21 protein-coding genes are annotated in these 18373 nt (G+C 44.5%); 14 read left to right on the top strand and 7 right to left on the bottom strand.

Going from position 1 to position 18373, the window contains the following annotated elements; translation table 11 throughout:
- Positions 1-242 precede the first annotated feature (242 nt).
- Together typA and RLO19_RS05490 are read right to left on the bottom strand one after the other, a co-directional pair.
- Positions 243-2033: a translational GTPase TypA gene (typA, locus tag RLO19_RS05495; RefSeq protein WP_446354544.1), complete on the bottom strand. Its 1791-nt coding sequence runs from the start codon at positions 2031-2033 to the stop codon at positions 243-245.
- Positions 2034-2478: 445 nt separating this feature from the next.
- Positions 2479-2916 carry a hypothetical protein gene (locus RLO19_RS05490; protein ID WP_446354543.1) on the bottom strand — a complete coding sequence of 146 codons (438 nt, stop codon included), beginning with the start codon at positions 2914-2916 and terminating at the stop codon, positions 2479-2481.
- Between the two features lie 116 nt (positions 2917-3032).
- Here RLO19_RS05490 and RLO19_RS05485 point away from each other — a divergent pair, with 116 nt between their 5' ends.
- Positions 3033-3254, top strand: a complete 222-nt coding sequence (locus RLO19_RS05485) for a helix-turn-helix domain-containing protein (RefSeq protein WP_044210723.1) — start codon at positions 3033-3035, stop codon at positions 3252-3254.
- 131 nt (positions 3255-3385) lie between these two features.
- On the opposite strand, the gene RLO19_RS05480 is transcribed toward RLO19_RS05485, so the two are convergent.
- Complete coding sequence (locus tag RLO19_RS05480; protein WP_446354542.1) at positions 3386-3586, bottom strand: hypothetical protein; 201 nt, start codon at positions 3584-3586, stop codon at positions 3386-3388.
- Positions 3587-3745: 159 nt separating this feature from the next.
- Here RLO19_RS05480 and RLO19_RS05475 point away from each other — a divergent pair, with 159 nt between their 5' ends.
- The 10 genes from RLO19_RS05475 to RLO19_RS05430 all read left to right on the top strand — a co-directional run bounded on the left by RLO19_RS05475 (position 3746) and on the right by RLO19_RS05430 (position 9858).
- Entirely contained in the window at positions 3746-3952 is a 207-nt protein-coding gene (locus tag RLO19_RS05475) for a helix-turn-helix transcriptional regulator (RefSeq protein WP_006105643.1), read from the top strand.
- A 36-nt stretch (positions 3953-3988) separates the two neighbouring features.
- Positions 3989-4201 carry a helix-turn-helix transcriptional regulator gene (locus RLO19_RS05470; RefSeq protein WP_446337038.1) on the top strand — a complete coding sequence of 71 codons (213 nt, stop codon included), beginning with the start codon at positions 3989-3991 and terminating at the stop codon, positions 4199-4201.
- A gap of 59 nt (positions 4202-4260) precedes the next feature.
- Positions 4261-4458, top strand: a complete 198-nt coding sequence (locus RLO19_RS05465; RefSeq protein WP_446354540.1) for a hypothetical protein — start codon at positions 4261-4263, stop codon at positions 4456-4458.
- A gap of 260 nt (positions 4459-4718) precedes the next feature.
- A complete protein-coding gene (locus tag RLO19_RS05460; protein ID WP_446354538.1) occupies positions 4719-5747 on the top strand; it encodes a serine/threonine protein kinase in 1029 nt (342 codons plus the stop codon).
- A 161-nt stretch (positions 5748-5908) separates the two neighbouring features.
- Positions 5909-6571: a TIGR00266 family protein gene (locus RLO19_RS05455; protein WP_446354537.1), complete on the top strand. Its 663-nt coding sequence runs from the start codon at positions 5909-5911 to the stop codon at positions 6569-6571.
- Positions 6572-6595: 24 nt separating this feature from the next.
- Positions 6596-7273: a TIGR00266 family protein gene (locus tag RLO19_RS05450; RefSeq protein WP_446354535.1), complete on the top strand. Its 678-nt coding sequence runs from the start codon at positions 6596-6598 to the stop codon at positions 7271-7273.
- 90 nt (positions 7274-7363) lie between these two features.
- A complete protein-coding gene (locus RLO19_RS05445; RefSeq protein WP_446337031.1) occupies positions 7364-8062 on the top strand; it encodes a TIGR00266 family protein in 699 nt (232 codons plus the stop codon).
- A 47-nt stretch (positions 8063-8109) separates the two neighbouring features.
- Positions 8110-8511 carry a hypothetical protein gene (locus tag RLO19_RS05440; RefSeq protein WP_446354534.1) on the top strand — a complete coding sequence of 134 codons (402 nt, stop codon included), beginning with the start codon at positions 8110-8112 and terminating at the stop codon, positions 8509-8511.
- Positions 8511-8942: an HNH endonuclease gene (locus RLO19_RS05435; RefSeq protein WP_446354532.1), complete on the top strand. Its 432-nt coding sequence runs from the start codon at positions 8511-8513 to the stop codon at positions 8940-8942. Before RLO19_RS05440 ends, RLO19_RS05435 begins: the two co-directional genes overlap by 1 nt.
- A gap of 112 nt (positions 8943-9054) precedes the next feature.
- The gene (locus RLO19_RS05430) at positions 9055-9858 is read left to right on the top strand and encodes a M48 family metallopeptidase (RefSeq protein WP_446354546.1); all 804 of its coding nucleotides are present in this window, start codon (positions 9055-9057) and stop codon (positions 9856-9858) included.
- 349 nt (positions 9859-10207) lie between these two features.
- Here RLO19_RS05430 and RLO19_RS05425 read toward each other — a convergent pair whose 3' ends face one another.
- Both RLO19_RS05425 and RLO19_RS05420 read right to left on the bottom strand, forming a co-directional pair.
- Positions 10208-10486 (bottom strand): hypothetical protein, encoded by a 279-nt coding sequence (locus RLO19_RS05425; RefSeq protein ID WP_446354530.1) that lies wholly within the window; start codon positions 10484-10486, stop codon positions 10208-10210.
- Between the two features lie 46 nt (positions 10487-10532).
- Positions 10533-11159, bottom strand: a complete 627-nt coding sequence (locus RLO19_RS05420; protein ID WP_446354528.1) for a restriction endonuclease subunit R — start codon at positions 11157-11159, stop codon at positions 10533-10535.
- Between the two features lie 130 nt (positions 11160-11289).
- On the opposite strand from RLO19_RS05420, the gene RLO19_RS05415 reads away from it, so the two are divergent.
- Both RLO19_RS05415 and RLO19_RS05410 read left to right on the top strand, forming a co-directional pair.
- Positions 11290-12663, top strand: a complete 1374-nt coding sequence (locus RLO19_RS05415; protein ID WP_446354526.1) for a cytochrome P450 — start codon at positions 11290-11292, stop codon at positions 12661-12663.
- Positions 12664-12717: 54 nt separating this feature from the next.
- Positions 12718-14091, top strand: a complete 1374-nt coding sequence (locus RLO19_RS05410; protein WP_446354524.1) for a cytochrome P450 — start codon at positions 12718-12720, stop codon at positions 14089-14091.
- A 44-nt stretch (positions 14092-14135) separates the two neighbouring features.
- Here RLO19_RS05410 and RLO19_RS05405 read toward each other — a convergent pair whose 3' ends face one another.
- Positions 14136-14594 (bottom strand): dTDP-4-dehydrorhamnose 3,5-epimerase, encoded by a 459-nt coding sequence (locus RLO19_RS05405; protein ID WP_446354522.1) that lies wholly within the window; start codon positions 14592-14594, stop codon positions 14136-14138.
- 307 nt (positions 14595-14901) lie between these two features.
- Positions 14902-15108 carry a hypothetical protein gene (locus RLO19_RS05400; RefSeq protein WP_446354521.1) on the bottom strand — a complete coding sequence of 69 codons (207 nt, stop codon included), beginning with the start codon at positions 15106-15108 and terminating at the stop codon, positions 14902-14904.
- Between the two features lie 353 nt (positions 15109-15461).
- Here RLO19_RS05400 and RLO19_RS05395 point away from each other — a divergent pair, with 353 nt between their 5' ends.
- Entirely contained in the window at positions 15462-18155 is a 2694-nt protein-coding gene (locus RLO19_RS05395; protein ID WP_446354519.1) for a tetratricopeptide repeat protein, read from the top strand.
- The last annotated feature ends 218 nt before the right edge of the window (positions 18156-18373 follow it).

Here is an 18373-nt window from a genome sequence, read left to right as displayed (position 1 = left end):
TTCCCTGGGGGGGCGGGGGGGGTGGGGGGCTCGGGGGGTGGGGGGCTAGGGGGGATGGGGGCTTGGGGGGTTGGGGGCTAGGGGGGATGGGGGCTAGGGGGGATGGAGTTGGGGTTAGGGGATGAGGGGGAAAATGTCGAGGAGTAGACAGAAACAGCTTAAAACCTTGTCAGTATTGGTTTTCAGCTTAAGTTGACATAGACGCACGTCAGTTTAGGGCGCACGCTCCGTGCGCCCCTACGTTAACGCCTGACTAACTTCTTCGTCACCTTCCGCAACCGCACCGACTGCGGCGTGACTTCCACCAATTCTTCGGGTCCGATATATTCCAACGCCCGTTCCAAACTCATCTCGGCTGGCGCTTGCAACTGCACCAATTCATCCCCGGTGGCGGAACGATGGTTAGTTAACTGCTTAGTCTTACAAACATTCAAATCCAAATCTTGAGGACGGTTGTGTTCGCCAACAATCATCCCCTTATAAACCCGCGTCCCTGGTGTAATAAAGAATACACCTCGGTCTTCGCCATTTTTCAAGGAATAGAATGTCGCTACCCCTTCCTCAAAGGCAATAATCACCCCATTGCGGCGGGTTTCCACATCACCGGAAAGCGGACGATAATCCAAGAAACTGTGATTCATAATCCCATCACCACGAGTCAGGCGCATGAATTCACCCCGGAAGCCAATTAAACCCCGTGCGGGAATCACAAATTCCAATTGAGTGCGACCATTACCACTAACGTGCATATTCTGCATTTCGCCCTTGCGCTGTCCCAACCGTTCAATACAGCTACCCACGGCTTCTTCAGGAATGTCTAGCGCCAAAACTTCGTAAGGTTCGCAGGGTTGACCTTTCACTTCCCGATAAATCACTTGCGGCTGAGACACCTGAAACTCATACCCCTCCCGGCGCATGGTTTCAATCAGGATACCCAGGTGTAATTCCCCCCGCCCAGAGACTAAGAATTTATCGGGAGAATCGGTTTCATCCACACGCAGAGCCACATTCGTCTCTAATTCTCGCATCAAGCGATCGCGCAATTGCCGTGATGTGACGTAATCCCCTTCCTGACCCGCAAACGGCGAATCGTTCACGGAGAACGTCATCTGCAATGTCGGTTCATCAACCTTAATTAAAGGTAAGGCTTGGGGTTCATTAGGACAGGTAATCGTCTCACCGATATTAGCATTCGCAAACCCCGCCACGGCGACAATATTTCCAGCAGAGGCTTCTTCTAAATCAACCCGCTGGAGTCCATCAAACCCCATGAGTTTACTAATTTTAGTCTTGACAATTTCCCCATTTTCTGTTACTAAAGCCGCTTGTTGACCCGCTTTAATTACGCCATTATGGATTCTACCAATCACAATTCGACCCAGATAATCCGAATAATCCAGGGTAGTAACTTGCAATTGCAGAGGTTTAGTCACATCACCCACAGGCGGCGGCACATGGCGCAGGATAGCTTCAAACATGGGTTGCATATCCACCCCTTCGCCATCTAAATCGTCTTTAGCGTACCCTTGTAACCCAGACGCAAACAGATAAGGAAACTCACACTGATCATCATCCGCCCCCAACTCAATAAACAAATCGAGGACTTTATCCACAGCACCGTAGGGATCAGCTTGAGGACGGTCAATTTTATTCACCACCACAATCGGGCGTAGTCCTTTTTCCAAGGCTTTTTTGAGGACGAACCGGGTTTGTGGCATCGGTCCTTCATTTGCATCCACAATTAAGATACAACCATCCACCATACCTAATACCCGTTCCACTTCCCCACCAAAATCGGCGTGACCGGGAGTATCAACAATATTGATTAAGATATCTTTATAGTGAACTGCTGTATTTTTAGACAGAATCGTAATTCCCCGCTCTCGCTCCAAATCATTGGAGTCCATAACGCAATCGGGAACCTCTTCCCCTTCACGGAAGATACCGGATTGTTTGAGTAGGGCGTCAACCAAGGTGGTTTTGCCGTGATCGACGTGGGCAATAATGGCAACGTTGCGAATCGGAAGAGTCATAGAGGCGTTAGGCAATGAGTTGGGAGAGGTCAGATCTCTTAATATAGATTTCTTAATAATTGTAGCTTACTCAAAGGGGAGCCGGGTTGTAGGGGCGGGTTTTACCGATAACGTTTTGCAGACAACCCTTGTAGAGACGCGCCATGGCGCGTCTCTACTAAACCCGCCCTTTTTCGGGGTGCCGGTGCATGTTTCAGACGTAAGGCGTGGAACGTCTGAAAGCTCATCCCATAATTGAGCATGTCACCGTTGTCGGTTGGGTTGAGGAACGTAGTGGAAGAGATTTTACCGTTAAATAGGGCGCACGTCGGTTAAATAGGGCGCACGTCGGTGCGCCCCTACGGTTTGCGGGCGTCAGGTTAATTTATCTTGTTTAGGTGTGCTACGTCACTACAATGTGGCTGATTGAGAATCGTGCAACAGATGAGATATATCTGGTTTTGTTTCAGAAGTTGAATGATTCTCTCTCCTTTATATAAATGCTTCGCAGCCATTCTAGGGTTGCGCCCGACAGTCCAAATTGAATCCGGTTCACCAACTCCCCCCATTGATACAGTTCTGACAGAGATAGGGATTGCTGAAACTTCTGCTGGTAAAATTTAGCCCAAAAGTCCGGTGCTTTGTACCGATTCTTGCGCCAGCGTCTGCGCCAACAGAGGGTATCTTTCAGCGTGGGCGAGTCTACGCCTAAAATTGGCGGGATATCGGCGTAACTGACAAACGTACTGACTCCCTTGCCAACAACGTGGATTACATATCGCCAGCAGTCAATGCGATAAATCTCATCGGGATGGAGATTGAGCAGAAGCGCAATGGCTTCTGGAGTAACAAATCGCTGTAACGGATGAGTGGCTCTTGATTTTACCTGAAGTGTTGATAACATAGAAGATGCGCCCCAAATCATGGGGTTGTAGATATGATATGGCGATCGCTCTTTGGCTTCGTAAACTTAGGTGCGATCGCTTTTAATTTGCTTAGTGTAGACGAAATTTAAACTTTATGTCAAGAGGTGAACGAGTTCGGTTGCGGATTAGGGAACTAGCTGCCAGGGAGAACTGGACGTTGCTGGATGTCGCTGAACGGTCTGGAGTTCCCTATAGTACCATCAAAACCTACGCGCGATCGCCGGGGATGACAATGGTGGATATTGGGGCGCTGCTGAAGTTGGCACGGACATTTGATGTATTGATAGAGGATTTGTTTGAGATTGTGAAGGAGTAAGGATTTGAGAAATATTTATAGATTAGCCCACGCCCGGAAACCGTAGGGGCGCACCGACGTGCGCCCTTTCCACCGACGTGCGCCCGATTTAACCGTAAAATCTAATCCACGATTCGAGCTGTGTCACACCACTAACGCGAGTGCTGCTGATACTCTGGTGGTAAGCCCGGATTAAACATCACCACAAATTGGGCATTCGGCATCAAACGGCGGAGTATGCGAAGATGACCATCAGCATCGGAACGGCTACGATACTGTGCTACAGTGACTCCTTGCATTTTGGGTAGCAGGCGAACCAGCACCCAAGGATAAAGGCGTTCTTTGTAAGGCATAATAAATGTGTCTCCATCTGAAATTGGAGCCAGAGCCAGTGCTAAGAGGTTGGTCGCCGGGATGCACTGGCTTTCTGACCATATGAAGTTATGCCTTCATACTACGGGCAAATTCTGGTTAAGTCAATTTAACCATGAGGATTTTGGAATAAAACAGTAATGACGAGTGTGGGGGAAAAGCTTAAACGCCAGCGTGAATCACTGCATCTGACGCAGCAGCAAGTCGCTGATCAATTGGGTGTGACGGTAACTACTGTGAAAAATTGGGAAGCTGGCAGACATATCCCAAAGCTATACCCCATCCAGACTAAAGCATTGTGTGATTTGCTCGATTTAACCTTAGACGAGTTGGCAGAGTATAGTTAAGGCAATTAGGAGGCGATGAGTTCAGGGAGTAAGCTGATGAAGCTAAGAAAACGGTTGGGACTAACTCAGAAACAGGTAGCGGATGCGGTAGGCGTCACAGATCAGACTGTCAGCAACTGGGAAGCTGGCAGATTTGAACCTCGACTCACGATTCGTCAGACACAGGCTTTATGTAGCATCTTACAATGTCCTTTGGAGGAACTTCCTAGTTTTAATGATGCCCAAGAGTCAGACAGCAAACGTGAGTAACTGATTGGGAAAGGAATGTAGGTAAAGGCAAGACGCGATAACCATTTGAACCCAATAATATGAACTTTCAAGATCAGCCCGACAAAGCCTATTATGATGCGGTGATGGTGGGGTTTAGCAATCATTTAGATAGTGAGGATGTTTTAATTGCTCGAAAACAAAAAGTAATTGAAGCAACTCAAAAACTCTTTGTATTCGCATTAATGATGCTGAACAGGAGTCAGTACAGACAATCCGTGGCATGGAAGTGGGAGTAAAATTTGATGTCGAAGCCAGAAAAAAATTGCGTTTATATTTGGTTAAATAAGTGAGTGCGAGTCTGTCAAACTAGGACAATTTGGAGAAGGGTGATCGCCACCCCCATTTCAAACCCAAAGAGCGAGATTATTCTCTGAGTAATAAATTAATTAGTCATATCACCGCCCGTAGATAACCTCAGTTATTGTAAAGTTTAGCTAATAGCACATTCTCTTCAGACTATGCCAAAATCGATGATATGTTTCACCAATTTTGAGCAATGACTTGGTCTTCTGGACAGAAGTTGCATGGCAACAATTATATTCTGGAAAAAGAATTAAAACGCGGACAATTTAGCGTTACCTATCTGGCTAGCGATCGCAAGAAAACTCAATGGGTGGTCAAAACCCTGAGTGATCAGTTGATCCACGACTTCAGCCAACCGGAAGTCGATCAGCTTCAGGAAACGTTTTTGTGCGAAGCTGTAAAGCTGGTAAAATGCCGACATCCTAATCTGGTGCAAGTTAAAGAACCGTTGGTCGAAGGACACCAGGTTGGCATGGTTATGGAGTATCTCGATGGTGTCGATTTAGCCAGCCACGCCCAAAAAGGTTTGCCAGAATCAGAAGCGCTGCTTTATATCCAACAAATTGGCGAAGCGCTGAAAGTGATCCACGAGGCGGGGTTAATCCATCGGGATGTAAAGCCAAGTAATATTCGGTTACGAACGGGTCAATCAGAAGCAGTGTTAATTGATTTTGGCTTAGCGCGAGAATGTAATGATGCATCAACAACGGTTGATACTCATACAGCCGATGGGTTTGATGCCCTAGAGCTTTATAATGTAGAAACTCCCCTAGGAGCTTATACGGATGTTTATTCATTAGCCGCAACGCTATACTTTTTAGTTACGGGAGAAATTCCGCCAACGGCAATGGATCGCTGTCTGTCTAAAGCGCGATTAATTCCGCCAAAACAGATCAATGAACAAATTAGCGATCGCACCAATGAAGTGATCCTCATCGGTATGGCGCTACAGGTTGATGAACGCCCCCAAACCATACAGGAATGGCTAGATTTACTGGGATTGCAGCGCCAAATTCCTGGAGCAAAACGCCAGAAGTCTCCCCTGATCTGGATTGCTGCGATCGCCGCCGTCGTTGGTGTGTTAGGTCTAATTGCGGCTTGGTTCTTGTTTAAACCTGCATCAATCCCTCAACAACCCACACCGGTGCAAACACCAGTCTCTTCCCTGATGCATACCCCAGTGAGTAGCGTTTACCCAATGACATTTTGGTCAAAGGTTTAACGGATATCCTCCGTCTTATGTCAAGGATGAAGGGTCATACCTCACGCCAATCCCTTTGCCGTTATATTTTTTAACCAGGGTTTATTTTTTTTAAGAAATCTGGACATTGGCACCATTACTGTCAAACTAAATAATATCTCTACGTTGTAGGAGATTTGGCAGTGGACTATGAAATTCGCTACAAGCCAGCATTTGCCGCTATTTTCCTGACACTAAATCCCGGTGACAGAATCACAGCCCAAGCAGGTGCGATGACCAGTATGGATGGTAGACTCACCGTGAAGACGGAGTTTTCGGGTGGTTTTATCTCAGGCTTACTCAAAAAGTTCTTTGGGGGAGAATCGTTATTTGTTAATACATTTCATAATAAAACGCAACAACCCTTAACCTTGGTTCTCACCCAGTCCACCATTGGCGACATTGTTGGTGTGGACTTGCGCGGACGTTCCTTTTGCTTTCAACCTGGTGCTTATATTTGCCATACCTCTGGCGTCAAACTAAGTGTGCGGTGGGCGGGTTTTAAGAGTTGGTTTTCTGGAGAAGGATTGTTCAAACTTCAAGTTAAGGGTCAGGGTAAGGTATTTTTTGGTGCCTATGGTGGATTGACGAAAAAGCGGGTTAACGGTGATTTTATTGTTGATACGGGTCATTTAGTCGCTTATGAACCGACGATTCGCATGAATGTTGGCTTGGCGGGCGGTTTATTTGGTTCAATGACTTCTGGCGAAGGATTCATTAATCGACTCACGGGTACAGGAGAAATTTATCTCCAGTCTCGCAGTATTAGTGGTTTAGTCAGCTATTTACAACCAAAATTGCGTTAGTATAAAACTCCAAATTTTTCCACAATGACTATTGAACTGTTGCATCAACCAGATAGTGCGATCGCGCGTGTTGTTCTGGACGCTAATGAAGAATTAGTGGCGCAAGCTGGCTGCATGATTGCCATGAATGGTTCCATTAATGCGAGTACCACATTGCGCCAGGGAAAGGGTGGCGGTATTTTGGGCGGACTCAAACGCATGGTGGCGGGGGAATCGCTATTTTTAAGTGTTTTCCGTTCACCGAGGGCGGGGGGTGAAGTCTTTCTCGCGCCTAAACTTATGGGTGATCTTCTCCTCTATGAGATGAAGGGTAAAGAGTTAGTGGTTCAGGCGACATCCTATTTGGCTAGCGAGTCAGGAGTTGATATTGATCTCGGCTTTCAAGGGTTTAAATCTCTGTTTTCAGGTGAATCCATTTTTTGGTTGAGTTTTAGCGGCTATGGGGTTGTCTTGTTAACTTCATTTGGCGGAATTTATAAAGTGCCTGTCAATGGAGAATATGTTGTGGACACTGGTCATATTGTCGCTTTTGAAAAAAGTCTGACTTTTGATATTACCAAAGCCGGATCGAGTTTGCTGAGTGCCTTTTTGGGCGGCGAAGGACTGGTTTGTCGATTTAAAGGACAAGGAAACGTCTATTGCCAAACTCACAACCCTGGTGCTTTTGGTCATCAGGTTGGTTCTCAACTACCGCCGCGATAATCACAGTAAAATAGTTAAGTTCAGTATCGTCCCTTACTTAACTGTAAGTGGACTGAAGTGGTGGGAAAAATAAATCAAGGATAAATTATCATGAGTCATCAAATTTCCTATAAAATAGAGCATTCACCGTCTTACGCTTCTTTGGTTCTTAACTTGAAAACCAATGAAACGGTTTTAGTTGAATCCGGTGCTATGGCAGCAATGGATACTTGTATAAAAATGAAGTCCAGGGCTAAGGGTGGCTTAATGAAAGGACTTGGGCGAATGGTGAGTGGTGAGTCTTTTTTTATTAGTGAGTTTACGGCTGAAGGCAAATCAGGAGAGTTGTATGTTTCGCCCGGAGTACCGGGAGATATTTGTCATTATTACTTGCAAGGGAATGGCTTGATGATTCAATCCTCTGGATTTGTCGCCGCCAGTCCCACGGTAGAGATAGATACCAAGTTTCAAGGGTTTAAAGGCTTTTTTAGTGGCGAATCATTGTTTTTGATTCGGGCAACTGGGACAGGGGATATTTGGTTTAGTTCTTATGGGGCAATTATAGAAATTCCCGTGGCTGGGGATTATGTGGTAGATACCAGTTACATTGTGGCATTTGAAGACACGTTAAATTACAACGTAGAAATGTTGGGCGGTTTATCGTTTCGTGGATTAAGAACGGGACTTTTAGGGGGGGAAGGATTAGTTTGTCGGTTTAATGGAGAAGGGCGTTTATGGGTGCAGTCGAGAGAACTCTATAGTTTGATTAATTTCTTAAATCCCTTCCGCCCGACGAAGAGTAATAACTAATGCTTTCAAAAATAAAATCATCAAGTGTGAAATAAATCGGAAAAAGAATGACCACTGAAATTACCCTAACCTTGTCAGATGATATATACCAGAAAGCCGAATACTTTGCCCAATTGACAAACCGCAATGTAGCTGATGTTTTGGCGCAAGTGATTGCCCTTTCTTTCTCTCCGCTGACGCCTAATACTGTATCAACTGAGAGTCAAGAAAGGGTGTCAGTGCCTACGCTTTCTAATCAGGAGGTTATCGCTTTAACTGAATTACAGATGGAATCTGAACAAGACCAACGTTTAAGCGAATTGCTTTATAATCAACAGGCGGGAACACTGACTGATGCTGAACGTTCCCAACTGTGGGCTTTGATGCAAGTTTATCAAGAGAAACTATTACTTAAAGCTCAGGCATTGCGCGAGGCAGTTCAGCGAGGCTTGCGAGAACCTTTAATTTGATGAATACAGGCTGGATATCGGAAGCACTGCGGGACAAAATTCGCACCCAAGCTGGCAACCAATGCGGTTACTGTCGTAGTTTACAGAAATATGTTCTGGGAGTTTTGGAAATTGAACATATTATTCCTAAGGCAAAAGGAGGTACAGATGAGGAAGAGAATTTATGGTTAGCTTGTCGTCTATGTAACAGTTACAAGGGGATACAAACTGATGCAGAAGACCCAGTAACGGCTAAACGAGTGAAGCTATTTAATCCCAGACAGCAAAAATGGTCAAGACATTTTGCTTGGAGCGAGGATGGTACTCAAATTCTGGGACGTACTGCCTGCGGTAGAGCCACGGTTATTGCTCTCCAATTGAACAATATTGTATCAGTCACAGTTAGACAACAATGGGTTCTTGCAGGTTGGCATCCTCCTACAGAAAACTGATCGTTTTTCTCCCAGGTATAATATTGTATCATCATGATTAATATCTTAACCTTAAATTAAATCAAGTCACTCATTGATTTGAGCGAGTAGAAAACGTTGATTTAAAATGTCCATGTCCAATGCTTTAGCGAATCGCAATCCCCCGCCGGATAATCGCCAAATCCTAATTTTATTGGGGCTATTTATCGGATTTATTGTGGCTGTTCTCTGGCTATTAAATCTTCTGGTAAATGGTTTAATTGGGATGATTCCGCCCAGTGTGGAGCAAAAATTGGGTGCGGTAATTGTGCCAGTTTACCAGAAACAAGCTAAACCGTCCCCAACTCAAGATACTCTGAACCAATTATTAGATCGTTTGGAACAAGAACTTCCTGCCGAACACCAAAACGGGCGGGATTATCAGGTGCTGTATTTGCCAGAGTCTACGGTGAATGCGATCGCGTTACCTGGAGATGCTATTGTCATTTATCAGGGTTTACTGGAACAGATGGAGTCTGAGAATGAATTGATGATGGTATTAGCCCATGAATTGGGTCATTTTGCTCACCGAGATCACCTGCGAGGTTTAGGACGAGTCTTGGTGGTACGGGTAGCCTTAGCCTATTTTATTGGGGACGTGGGAGCCTTGCAATCAGTGGCTTCGGCGGCGGTGGAGACAATTGCGCGATCGCAGTATTCTCAGTCTCAGGAAAAGGAAGCAGATCAGTTTGGCTTAATGTTATTAGATGACACTTACGGTCATGTCGCGGGAGCCACAGACTTTTTTGAGCGAATGAGTGAGAAAACCGGAGCAAATTTTGCCTTCCTGTCAACCCATCCCGCACCTAAAAAACGGGTGGAAGAGTTGGAACGTTTGATTGAAAAGCAAGGGTATGAAATTGGGACGCGATCGCCTTTACCAAAAACCTTGAAATGAACGATACAGCGTTTTCCATGCTGGTGAGGTACATTGAGAATAAGACTTTTGCGCTCACAGAGGCTAAGCTCGTCTTGTTACTGTACCTCACTAGACTGAGAAATGCTGTAAGTAGTGTCGTGGATAAGTAGTGTCGTGGCACACCTAAAATGGTAGATTAGAATTGTAGGGGCGCAAGGCTTGCGCCCGGTTTAACCCTTCGACTTGCGAGAGGGTTAAACGTCAAATCTATTCCACAATTTTAGCTGTGTCAGTCCAGTAGTCGAACAAAATTACAGTTGATGGTTTAGATTATAAAGGAACAGGGAATAGATATTGCTCGCGTTTATCATCTTTAATTCAAAGTACATCAATTTGAATAAATACCTGCACGACTCACAGCATAATCAGATAACATTGGTGCATCAGATCCAACACAAGCGGCAAATTCCTCCGCTAACTGATCGGCGATGAACTCAAACTCATCATTTGATGGTGATGGTTCAGATGCTTGCTTTAGCAACGTTTCCACTGTGGTAGAAAAAGCTTCAGCTAATAATTGGCGCATCTCTGTAGCGTCATGACGGACAAGGCTTTCCCTTAGTTTCTCTTCCACTTCGGATGAAAGTTCAAGTGTAATTCTGATCATATTTTACGTCGGGTGGTTAAGGTATACCTGATTTCAGTCTAACGGGTTAAATTAATTGAGCCAAATGTTTCAGGATGCTTAAGACACGATACAACTCATTCTCCCGTCGGCGCAGCACAAACTCATCTGATAAAGCGTACTGAGGGGTTTCTCCGTGAACCAATTTGGCAAACACGAAATGACCCCCATTTGTTAACAGACCAAATACAGGTTTTTCCGGATTAGGTGTTCCTAGCATATAAGCCAAGAGTTGAGCAATTCCCGCTTCTAAACTAATTCCTGCCCGTTTCGTTTCAATTACCATTAACCAAAACTGCTCTTTAAAAACTAAAACATCAATGCGTCCTTCGATAATTAAGCCATCTCCATCGTTTAAAGCAATGGTGATTGATTTTTCCGGTTTTACAGTAAACGGCGATAGATAAAATCCAGCGATGAATAGCAAGGGATGAAGAACCGCCATTCTGATCGCATTTTCGGCGAATGGAGGTTTCTTGAGTAAATTCAGATATCCGGCTTTCAGTCTATCTAATGATTCTTTTTCCCATGCGCCAATTTCTGGTAAATTATCTTGCCATTCCCGAAAAAATTGATGATCGACGATTTCTTGTAAACAAAAACTCGATTCTAATTCATCGATTTGGATAGTGGAAGCCTGAACAGTTTGAGTCATTGGTGCCGCTCTTGACTTGTCCTAGCGGTTGCCTAAGATATAAATAGAATAACGTATCTGATAATCTTAGAACAACGTATCGGGAAAAATTAGGCACGATAAAAAGAGTAGCCGCTAAGAGCAAAACCCCATGAAACCACTCACAGGTCCGCGCACACCCCGATTTCTCAGAATTTTCCGGATAATTAAGCTGATTTTTCGTCCCTTGGACTACCTAGAGGATTATGCTCAACGGTATGGAGATATGATTAAATTGGGAGGGGATAACGCTCCTCCCTTTGTGTATTTGAGCAATCCCCAGGCGATTAAAGAGATTTTTACCGCTGATCCAGAGTTATTTGAATCGGGTCGAGGAAATAGGGTGTTACGCTATTTACTAGGGGATAACTCCCTAATCTTGCTCGATGGTGAACCCCATCAGCGCCAACGCCGCCTGCTGATGCCTCCCTTTCATGGCGATCGCTTGCGAGAGTATAGTCAGCTTATTTGTGATATTACGGAAACGGTAACGGCAGAATGGACAGTGGGTCAACCGTTGATCATCCGTACCTATACGCAAGAGATTACCCTGCGGGTGATTTTACAAGCCGTGTTTGGCTTGCATAAAGGAGAACGTTACACCCAACTGAGACACCTGCTGAGTACCCTCCTAGCATCCTTTGACTCTCCCCTTAGTTCCACGATGCTCTTTTTCCCTTGGCTGCGACAGGATTGGGGTTCTTGGAGTCCATGGGGGCGTTTTTTGGGGTTAAAGCAGCAGATCAAACAACTGATTTTTGATGAAATTCGCGAACGTCGCGAGCAAGGTGATGGGTCTGGCACAGATATCTTAACATTACTCCTATCGGCGCGAGATGAAGCGGGTGAGCCGATGACGGATGAGGAATTACACGATCAGTTAATGACACTCCTAATCGCCGGTCATGAAACTACAGCTTCTGCACTGGTTTGGGCATTATATTGGATTCATTATCTGCCAGACGTGCGTCAGAAGCTGCTTGAGGAACTAGAAACATTGGATGCAGGGAGCGATCCGATGGCAATTTCTCGACTTCCTTACCTGACAGCCGTTTGTCAAGAAACCCTGAGAATTTATCCCATTGCTCCCAGTACTTTCCCTCGGATTCTCAAGTCACCCATGGAAATCATGGGGTATCAATTTGAAGCCGGTACAGGGTTTATGCCTTCTATTTATTTAGTCCATCATCGGGAAGATATCTATCCCGAACCGAAGCAGTTTAAACCCGAACGTTTTCTAGAACGGCAATATTCCCCTTACGAGTATTTTCCCTTTGGTGGAAGTAACCGTCGCTGTATTGGTTCAGCATTGGCACAGTTGGAAATGAAGCTGGTGCTGGCGACTATTTTGTCACAATTTGAACTCACACTAACCGATAATCGTCCGGTGAAACCGATGCGTCGAGGTTTAACGATCGCGCCTCCTGGCAACCTGCGAATGGTTCCCAAGCAACGTCGGCAACAGAAAGCCCCAGCGATGGTTTAGATCCTGCGATAAAACCGACTATCATTCAAATAATATAACCCGGAGAAAGCAACGATGACCCAACTCGATGGTCCCAGCGGACCTGAAATAATTCATAAACTCCAGATAATCCGTTGGATTTTCAGCCCCTTCGATTTTTTGGAGAACTACGCCCAACGCTATGGTGAAACTTTTTTCGCCTGGAAAAGCGCATCACCCCCCGTGGTGTATTTCACCAATCCTCAGGCAATTCAGCAAATCTTCACGGCTGATTCAACCCATTTAGAATCAGCGAGTGGGAATGGAATCATGCTGCCCTTAGTTGGCGAAAACTCACTATTTTTACTAGATGGTGATCGCCATCAGCGTCAGCGTCGCTTACTTATGCCTCCCTTTCACGGCGATCGCATGCGTACTTATGGTGAGATAATTAATACCATTACTGAACAAGTCATCAGTCAGTGGCAGATTGGTAAACCCTTTTATGTTCGTTCGGCTACCCAAGAAATTACCCTGCGAGTAATTCTCAGTGCAGTTTTTGGTTTACATCAGGGAGAACGTTATCAGAAACTCCGGCAACTTTTCAGTTCGATGCTTGATTCTATTTCCTCTCCTTGGACTGCCCTATTAATCTTTTTTCCGTCACTGCAATGGGATTTAGGCGCATGGAGTCCCTGGGGACGTTTTATTCGTCAACGACGGCAAATTGACCAGCTTTTATTTAAGGAAATTCGAGAACGTCGGGAAACCGCTGATCAGGGGGGTGAAGATATCCTCAGTTTACTGTTGAGTGCGCGAGATGAAGCAGGTCAATCCATGAGTGATGAGGAATTACGGGATGAGTTGCTGTCGCTATTATTTGCAGGTCATGAAACAACGGCTTCAGCATTAGCTTGGGCATTGTACTGGATTGATCATCTCCCAGATGTTCGGGAAAAACTATTAAGTGAACTGGCAACGTTCCCTGCTGATCCTGACTCCAGCACTATTACTCGATTACCTTATTTAACAGCAGTCTGCCAGGAAACGCTACGGATTTATCCGATTGCTTTAAATCCTTTTCCCCGAATTGTTAAATCTCCCATAGAAATTATGGGTCACACCTTTGAGCCAGGGACAACACTCCTGCCTTCGATTTATTTGACTCATCAACGGGAGGATATCTATCCAGAACCGAAGCAGTTTAAACCAGAACGTTTTTTAGAACGGCAATATTCTCAGTACGAGTATTTACCCTTTGGTGGAGGAACTCGTCGCTGTATTGGGTCAGCACTTGCTCTATTTGAGATGAAATTGGTGTTAGCAAAGATTATATCGCGCTGTGAACTAACCTTGGCAGATCAGCGTCCAATTAAGCCAACTCGTCGCGGTTTAACTGTTGCTCCTCCGCCAACAATGCGGATGAAAGTCACGCAGTTTCGGACTCAGAAAACACCTGTGATGGTTTAATCCAATCTGTTGATAATTCCCGGCTGAATTGAGCAACCTTTTAATTAGCTTACTGGTAATAATTGGCTGTTATCCGAACAATTAACTTCTCTTAACTTAGCTTTAGCTAATTCTAAATCGTAAGGGAACGGTGGTTTGATCGGTTGATAATCCCGTTCATGGGGTGTACCGTGACGCAAGACAGCATTCACCACCACACAAGTTTCGGAATTGAGATTAATTGCACTATGAAGAATACCGGGCGGGATTTTTACGACTGTTGGCTGGGTGTCAATTAGAGGAATATATTCATATTGGCGATTTCTTAGCACTACAAGCACAACACTTCCCCGCACCACTAAAAGTTGATCGGTTTGAAATCGGTGAACAAATAGGTCTTCCATGGTAGCGGGTGGAATCTGCACTAGCATGGTTTCGTCACTCGATTGGGGGGTGTAAAAATCGACTGTTCCGCCTTTGACCGATTCCAAGGGACGAACTTCGATGTTGTTGATTAAGCCCATGATTACTATCCCTCTTTTTTATCTCTATTTCTAGAGTAGAGGGTAACTATATTAAACTTTTGTTACTAAATTGACAAAGTGTGCAAAATTATGATATTTGCACCTTTTTTGCCTAGGCGACTGGAACTCACGGCTACACAAACTTGCGTCCGCCAGCGCGGACTGGATAGCCTCGTTTAGCCTCGTTCCTAGGCTCTGTAGCCTCGTTCCTAGGCTCTGCCTAGGAATGCTCATTGGGAGGCTCTGCCTCCCGTGAGTAGCGGCTCCATTTCCAGCTCAAGCCTGGAATAATTGGTAAAGGTTTAACCTATTTCCTGGGCTTGTTTACCGTTTTGAGCAACTCAGCAATTGACTTAAGCTGAGATTGTGAGAAATACGCCATTGCCAGAATTACCGCAACCGCTATTCCGCCATACACCATCAGAGAACTGATATTCCCGGATTCAGGAGGTAGAGGCGGCTCAGGGGGAGTCGCTGTAACTAGGATGACCTGTTCTTTGTTATTATTGGACATAAGAATCCTTTGGTCTTTCGAGACCAGAAAAAACAAATGAAAGAGCGTCACTGGTGGTAGCCAGTCGCTCAACTGAATTTGTAAGCAATCGAGAGCGTCTCTAGTTCTAGCTAGGGGCGCTCAATTGCTTATAGGGCAAGGATAACACGCTCTCTAAAAAATATACAATAAATTTACCGTATTTTATAAATTAGTAAGTCAAAGATGACATACAATAAAAACATCCAGGTTAGACGAGGGTGTAAGGAGGAGCAATTCATGAACTCAGATCTTGAACCCGCGAAGGCGGGTTTCGTTTGTGTAGTTGCGGTTTCAACCGCCCTATTGAGGTGGTTATCGAGGGGGTTAGTAATATGAAAGTGTCTCGTTTTACTCCTAGTTTGATGCAGCATGAAGATTTAGAAGCCATCTTTGTGCAGCGTCATCAGTTAGCCGAGGATATCGTGAAACGCATTAGTGATAGTGTGCTTACGCCGTCGCCGCATCACACTTTGCTAATTGGATCACGGGGTATTGGCAAAACCCATTTAGTCTCGTTGGTGTATCACCGAATTCGCCAGCAGGAAGCGTTGCAAAATCGCCTGTTAATCGCCTGGTTACGAGAGGAAGAATGGGGCGTTACCTCCTTTCTGGATTTGTTATTGCGGATATTTCGGGCGCTTCAGGAGAATGATGGAGATTTTGCCAAAATCCAGGTAAAGGGGGGACGAGAAGGGTTAATTAAGCGGGTTGAATCACTTTATGAATTGTCGCCGGATGAGGCGGAACATGCTGGGGCAGAATTATTAAAGGAAATCATCGGAGAGAATAGCTTACTCCTACTTATGGAAAACCTGGATGATATCTTTTCTGGGTTGGGTAAAAAAGGGCAAAAACAACTCCATGCTTTTTTGCAAGAGAATCCTTGCTGTACGATTTTGGCAACCTCCCAGAGTTTATTTGATGAGGTAAAAAAAGAGAAATCGCTGTTTTATGGGTTTTTCGACATTGATCACTTAGAAGATTTAACGGTTGAGGAAGCGATACAGTTATTAGCCAATATTGCCAGAGTTAGGGGCGATCGCGAATTAGAGTCGTTTATCCGACAGTCAAGGGGACGCGATCGCATCCAGGCGGTTCATCATCTGGCTGGGGGAAATCACCGGGTTTATGTGATTTTCTCAGAGTTCCTCACTCGCCAGTCTTTGGATGAATTAGTGGAACCGTTTATGCGGATGCTGGATGATTTGACACCCTATTATCAGGCGCGGATGGCGTCTCTGTCGCCGCAGCAACGGAAGATAGTGGAATTTTTGTGCGATCGCCGCCATGGGGTTCCAGTCAAAGAAATTGCCCAGCGCTGTTTTCTGACGCATCAAACCGCATCCAGTCAGCTTAAGGATTTGCGCGAGAAAGGGTATGTTATATCTGACGCGATCGGGCGGGAGTCTTTTTATGAAATGCGGGAACCGTTGATGCGGTTTTGTCTGGAGGTGAAGAAGCAACGGGGGGAACCGATACAGTTATTTGTCGATTTTTTACGGATCTGGTATACGAAGGAAGAGTTATTACAGCGATTATTATTACTTAACAAAAGTTCAAAATTAGAACGAGAATATATAGTTGATGCATTGCAAGATACTTACGATGAGTATGCATATATCATAGAAAATTTTAATGCGTTTATCAATAATTGTACTCAAGAAAAACTAATTGCATTAATTGGAGTTTTATTGAAATCATTTTCAAGTAAAGAAACAAACAAAAATGAATTAATTGATGTTTTAGAAACATTAGGATTTGCATTCTATTATATAGGTCGATATGAAGAAGCAATAATAGCTTTAAATGAAGCAATTGAAATTAATCCCAATAATACAAATATTTGGGATACAAGAGGTATGGCAATGATTCAAATAAATCGCCAGAAAGAAGCCTTAGTTTCTTTTAATAAAATTATTGACATTGACCCTAATAATGTAAAAGCTTGGCATCTTAAGGGTGTATTTTTAGATGGACTTGGACAATACGAGGAAGGTTTAAATGCTTACGAGAGAGCATTAGAAATTACTCCTAATGATGTAGAGATTTGGTTGAGCAAAGGCTGGACACTAATAAAACTAGAGCGTACCGAAGAAGCGTTAGCCTCTTTTAATAAAATAATTGAGCTTGACCCTAATCATGCAGAGGGTTGGTTAAGTCGAGGTATAGTTAAGTTTGGATTTAAATGTTATGAAGAAGCATTAGCATCATATAATAAAGTAGCTGAAATTAATCCGCATTCCAAAGGACTTTGGTTTTGCTACGGTGAATTACTGTATGAGATTAAACACTATGAACAAGCTTTAATTTGTTATGAAAAGGCTATTAAGTTTGAACCAAATAAAGAACTAATTTGGTTTGGTTATGGTATAGTTCAAGTTCAGTTGAAACAATACAAAAAAGCCTTAGATTCTTTTGATGAAGCAATTAAGTTAAACTCAAAAAATACAATATTTTGGTATAATCGTGGGTGCTTATTAGGTAAATTAGAACGTTACCAAGAGGCATTAGAATCTTTTAATACAGCAATCGCATTGGGCGATCAATATTCAGATGTTTTTTTCAACCGCGCTGAGTGTATACTGGCACTGAATCGATGGGATGAAGGCATTGAAGCATTAAACGACACGCTTAACCGCTTTGCCCATGCAGATGAGTCAGACTTAGGCGACACAGAGGCAATCATCCGCAACCTATTCAATAGCACCACTGATTCCGCCATCTGGCGATCGCGCATCAAAACCCTCATCGAACTTTACCACAAACACCAGGTTATTTCTACATTAGGACAGGGGTTTGTGAAAAGCGTTCCCACACTAATGTCAGAAATGGTTAGCGACAAAGCCGCACAAACTTGGCTGGAGGTGTGGCAAGAATTGGCGAGTGATTATCCTGAATTTCAAATTCCTCTCCGTCTTCTCGATACTGCTGTTCGCTATAAGCAAACAAAAGGCAATAAGCGTGTTTTGTTTAGCTTACCCATTGAAGAACGCAAGCTGCTAGAACCTTTGCTGGGTATAGAGTAAGTAGGTGAGAAGCAAACTAAGTCTTATGTAAGGGTTTGAGGGCGATTTACATAACTTAATATCAATACCACGCTTCTTAAGGCTGGTGGGCAATGCCCACCCTACGGTATATCAAAGGTTTTGGCGCTCCCCCCTTTCTCCCCCTTTCTCCCCCTTTCTCCCCCTTTTCTCCCCCCCTTTTCTCCCCCCCTTTTCTCCCCCCCTTTTCTCCCCCCCTT

The organism is Coleofasciculus sp. G2-EDA-02 (genome assembly GCF_040226375.1).
Lineage (GTDB): Bacteria > Cyanobacteriota > Cyanobacteriia > Cyanobacteriales > Coleofasciculaceae > Coleofasciculus.
The sequence above is the reverse complement of the archived record's forward strand: the minus strand, read 5'-3'. Positions and strand labels throughout refer to the sequence as shown.

Bases quoted from the DNA above. Each gene is read 5' to 3' on its own strand.
- RLO19_RS05490 (WP_446354543.1), bottom strand. From the start codon at position 2,916: ATGTTATCAACACTTCAGGTAAAATCAAGAGCCACTCATCCGTTACAG.
- RLO19_RS05405 (WP_446354522.1), bottom strand. From the start codon at position 14,594: ATGGGCTTAATCAACAACATCGAAGTTCGTCCCTTGGAATCGGTCAAA.
- RLO19_RS05480 (WP_446354542.1), bottom strand. From the start codon at position 3,586: ATGCCTTACAAAGAACGCCTTTATCCTTGGGTGCTGGTTCGCCTGCTA.
- RLO19_RS05485 (WP_044210723.1), top strand. From the start codon at position 3,033: ATGTCAAGAGGTGAACGAGTTCGGTTGCGGATTAGGGAACTAGCTGCC.
- RLO19_RS05465 (WP_446354540.1), top strand. From the start codon at position 4,261: ATGAACTTTCAAGATCAGCCCGACAAAGCCTATTATGATGCGGTGATG.
- RLO19_RS05415 (WP_446354526.1), top strand. From the start codon at position 11,290: ATGAAACCACTCACAGGTCCGCGCACACCCCGATTTCTCAGAATTTTC.
- RLO19_RS05445 (WP_446337031.1), top strand. From the start codon at position 7,364: ATGAGTCATCAAATTTCCTATAAAATAGAGCATTCACCGTCTTACGCT.
- typA (WP_446354544.1), bottom strand. From the start codon at position 2,033: ATGACTCTTCCGATTCGCAACGTTGCCATTATTGCCCACGTCGATCAC.
- RLO19_RS05425 (WP_446354530.1), bottom strand. From the start codon at position 10,486: ATGATCAGAATTACACTTGAACTTTCATCCGAAGTGGAAGAGAAACTA.
- RLO19_RS05400 (WP_446354521.1), bottom strand. From the start codon at position 15,108: ATGTCCAATAATAACAAAGAACAGGTCATCCTAGTTACAGCGACTCCC.
- RLO19_RS05395 (WP_446354519.1), top strand. From the start codon at position 15,462: ATGAAAGTGTCTCGTTTTACTCCTAGTTTGATGCAGCATGAAGATTTA.
- RLO19_RS05440 (WP_446354534.1), top strand. From the start codon at position 8,110: ATGACCACTGAAATTACCCTAACCTTGTCAGATGATATATACCAGAAA.
- RLO19_RS05420 (WP_446354528.1), bottom strand. From the start codon at position 11,159: ATGACTCAAACTGTTCAGGCTTCCACTATCCAAATCGATGAATTAGAA.
- RLO19_RS05435 (WP_446354532.1), top strand. From the start codon at position 8,511: ATGAATACAGGCTGGATATCGGAAGCACTGCGGGACAAAATTCGCACC.
- RLO19_RS05410 (WP_446354524.1), top strand. From the start codon at position 12,718: ATGACCCAACTCGATGGTCCCAGCGGACCTGAAATAATTCATAAACTC.
- RLO19_RS05450 (WP_446354535.1), top strand. From the start codon at position 6,596: ATGACTATTGAACTGTTGCATCAACCAGATAGTGCGATCGCGCGTGTT.
- RLO19_RS05470 (WP_446337038.1), top strand. From the start codon at position 3,989: ATGAAGCTAAGAAAACGGTTGGGACTAACTCAGAAACAGGTAGCGGAT.
- RLO19_RS05460 (WP_446354538.1), top strand. From the start codon at position 4,719: ATGACTTGGTCTTCTGGACAGAAGTTGCATGGCAACAATTATATTCTG.
- RLO19_RS05430 (WP_446354546.1), top strand. From the start codon at position 9,055: ATGTCCAATGCTTTAGCGAATCGCAATCCCCCGCCGGATAATCGCCAA.
- RLO19_RS05475 (WP_006105643.1), top strand. From the start codon at position 3,746: ATGACGAGTGTGGGGGAAAAGCTTAAACGCCAGCGTGAATCACTGCAT.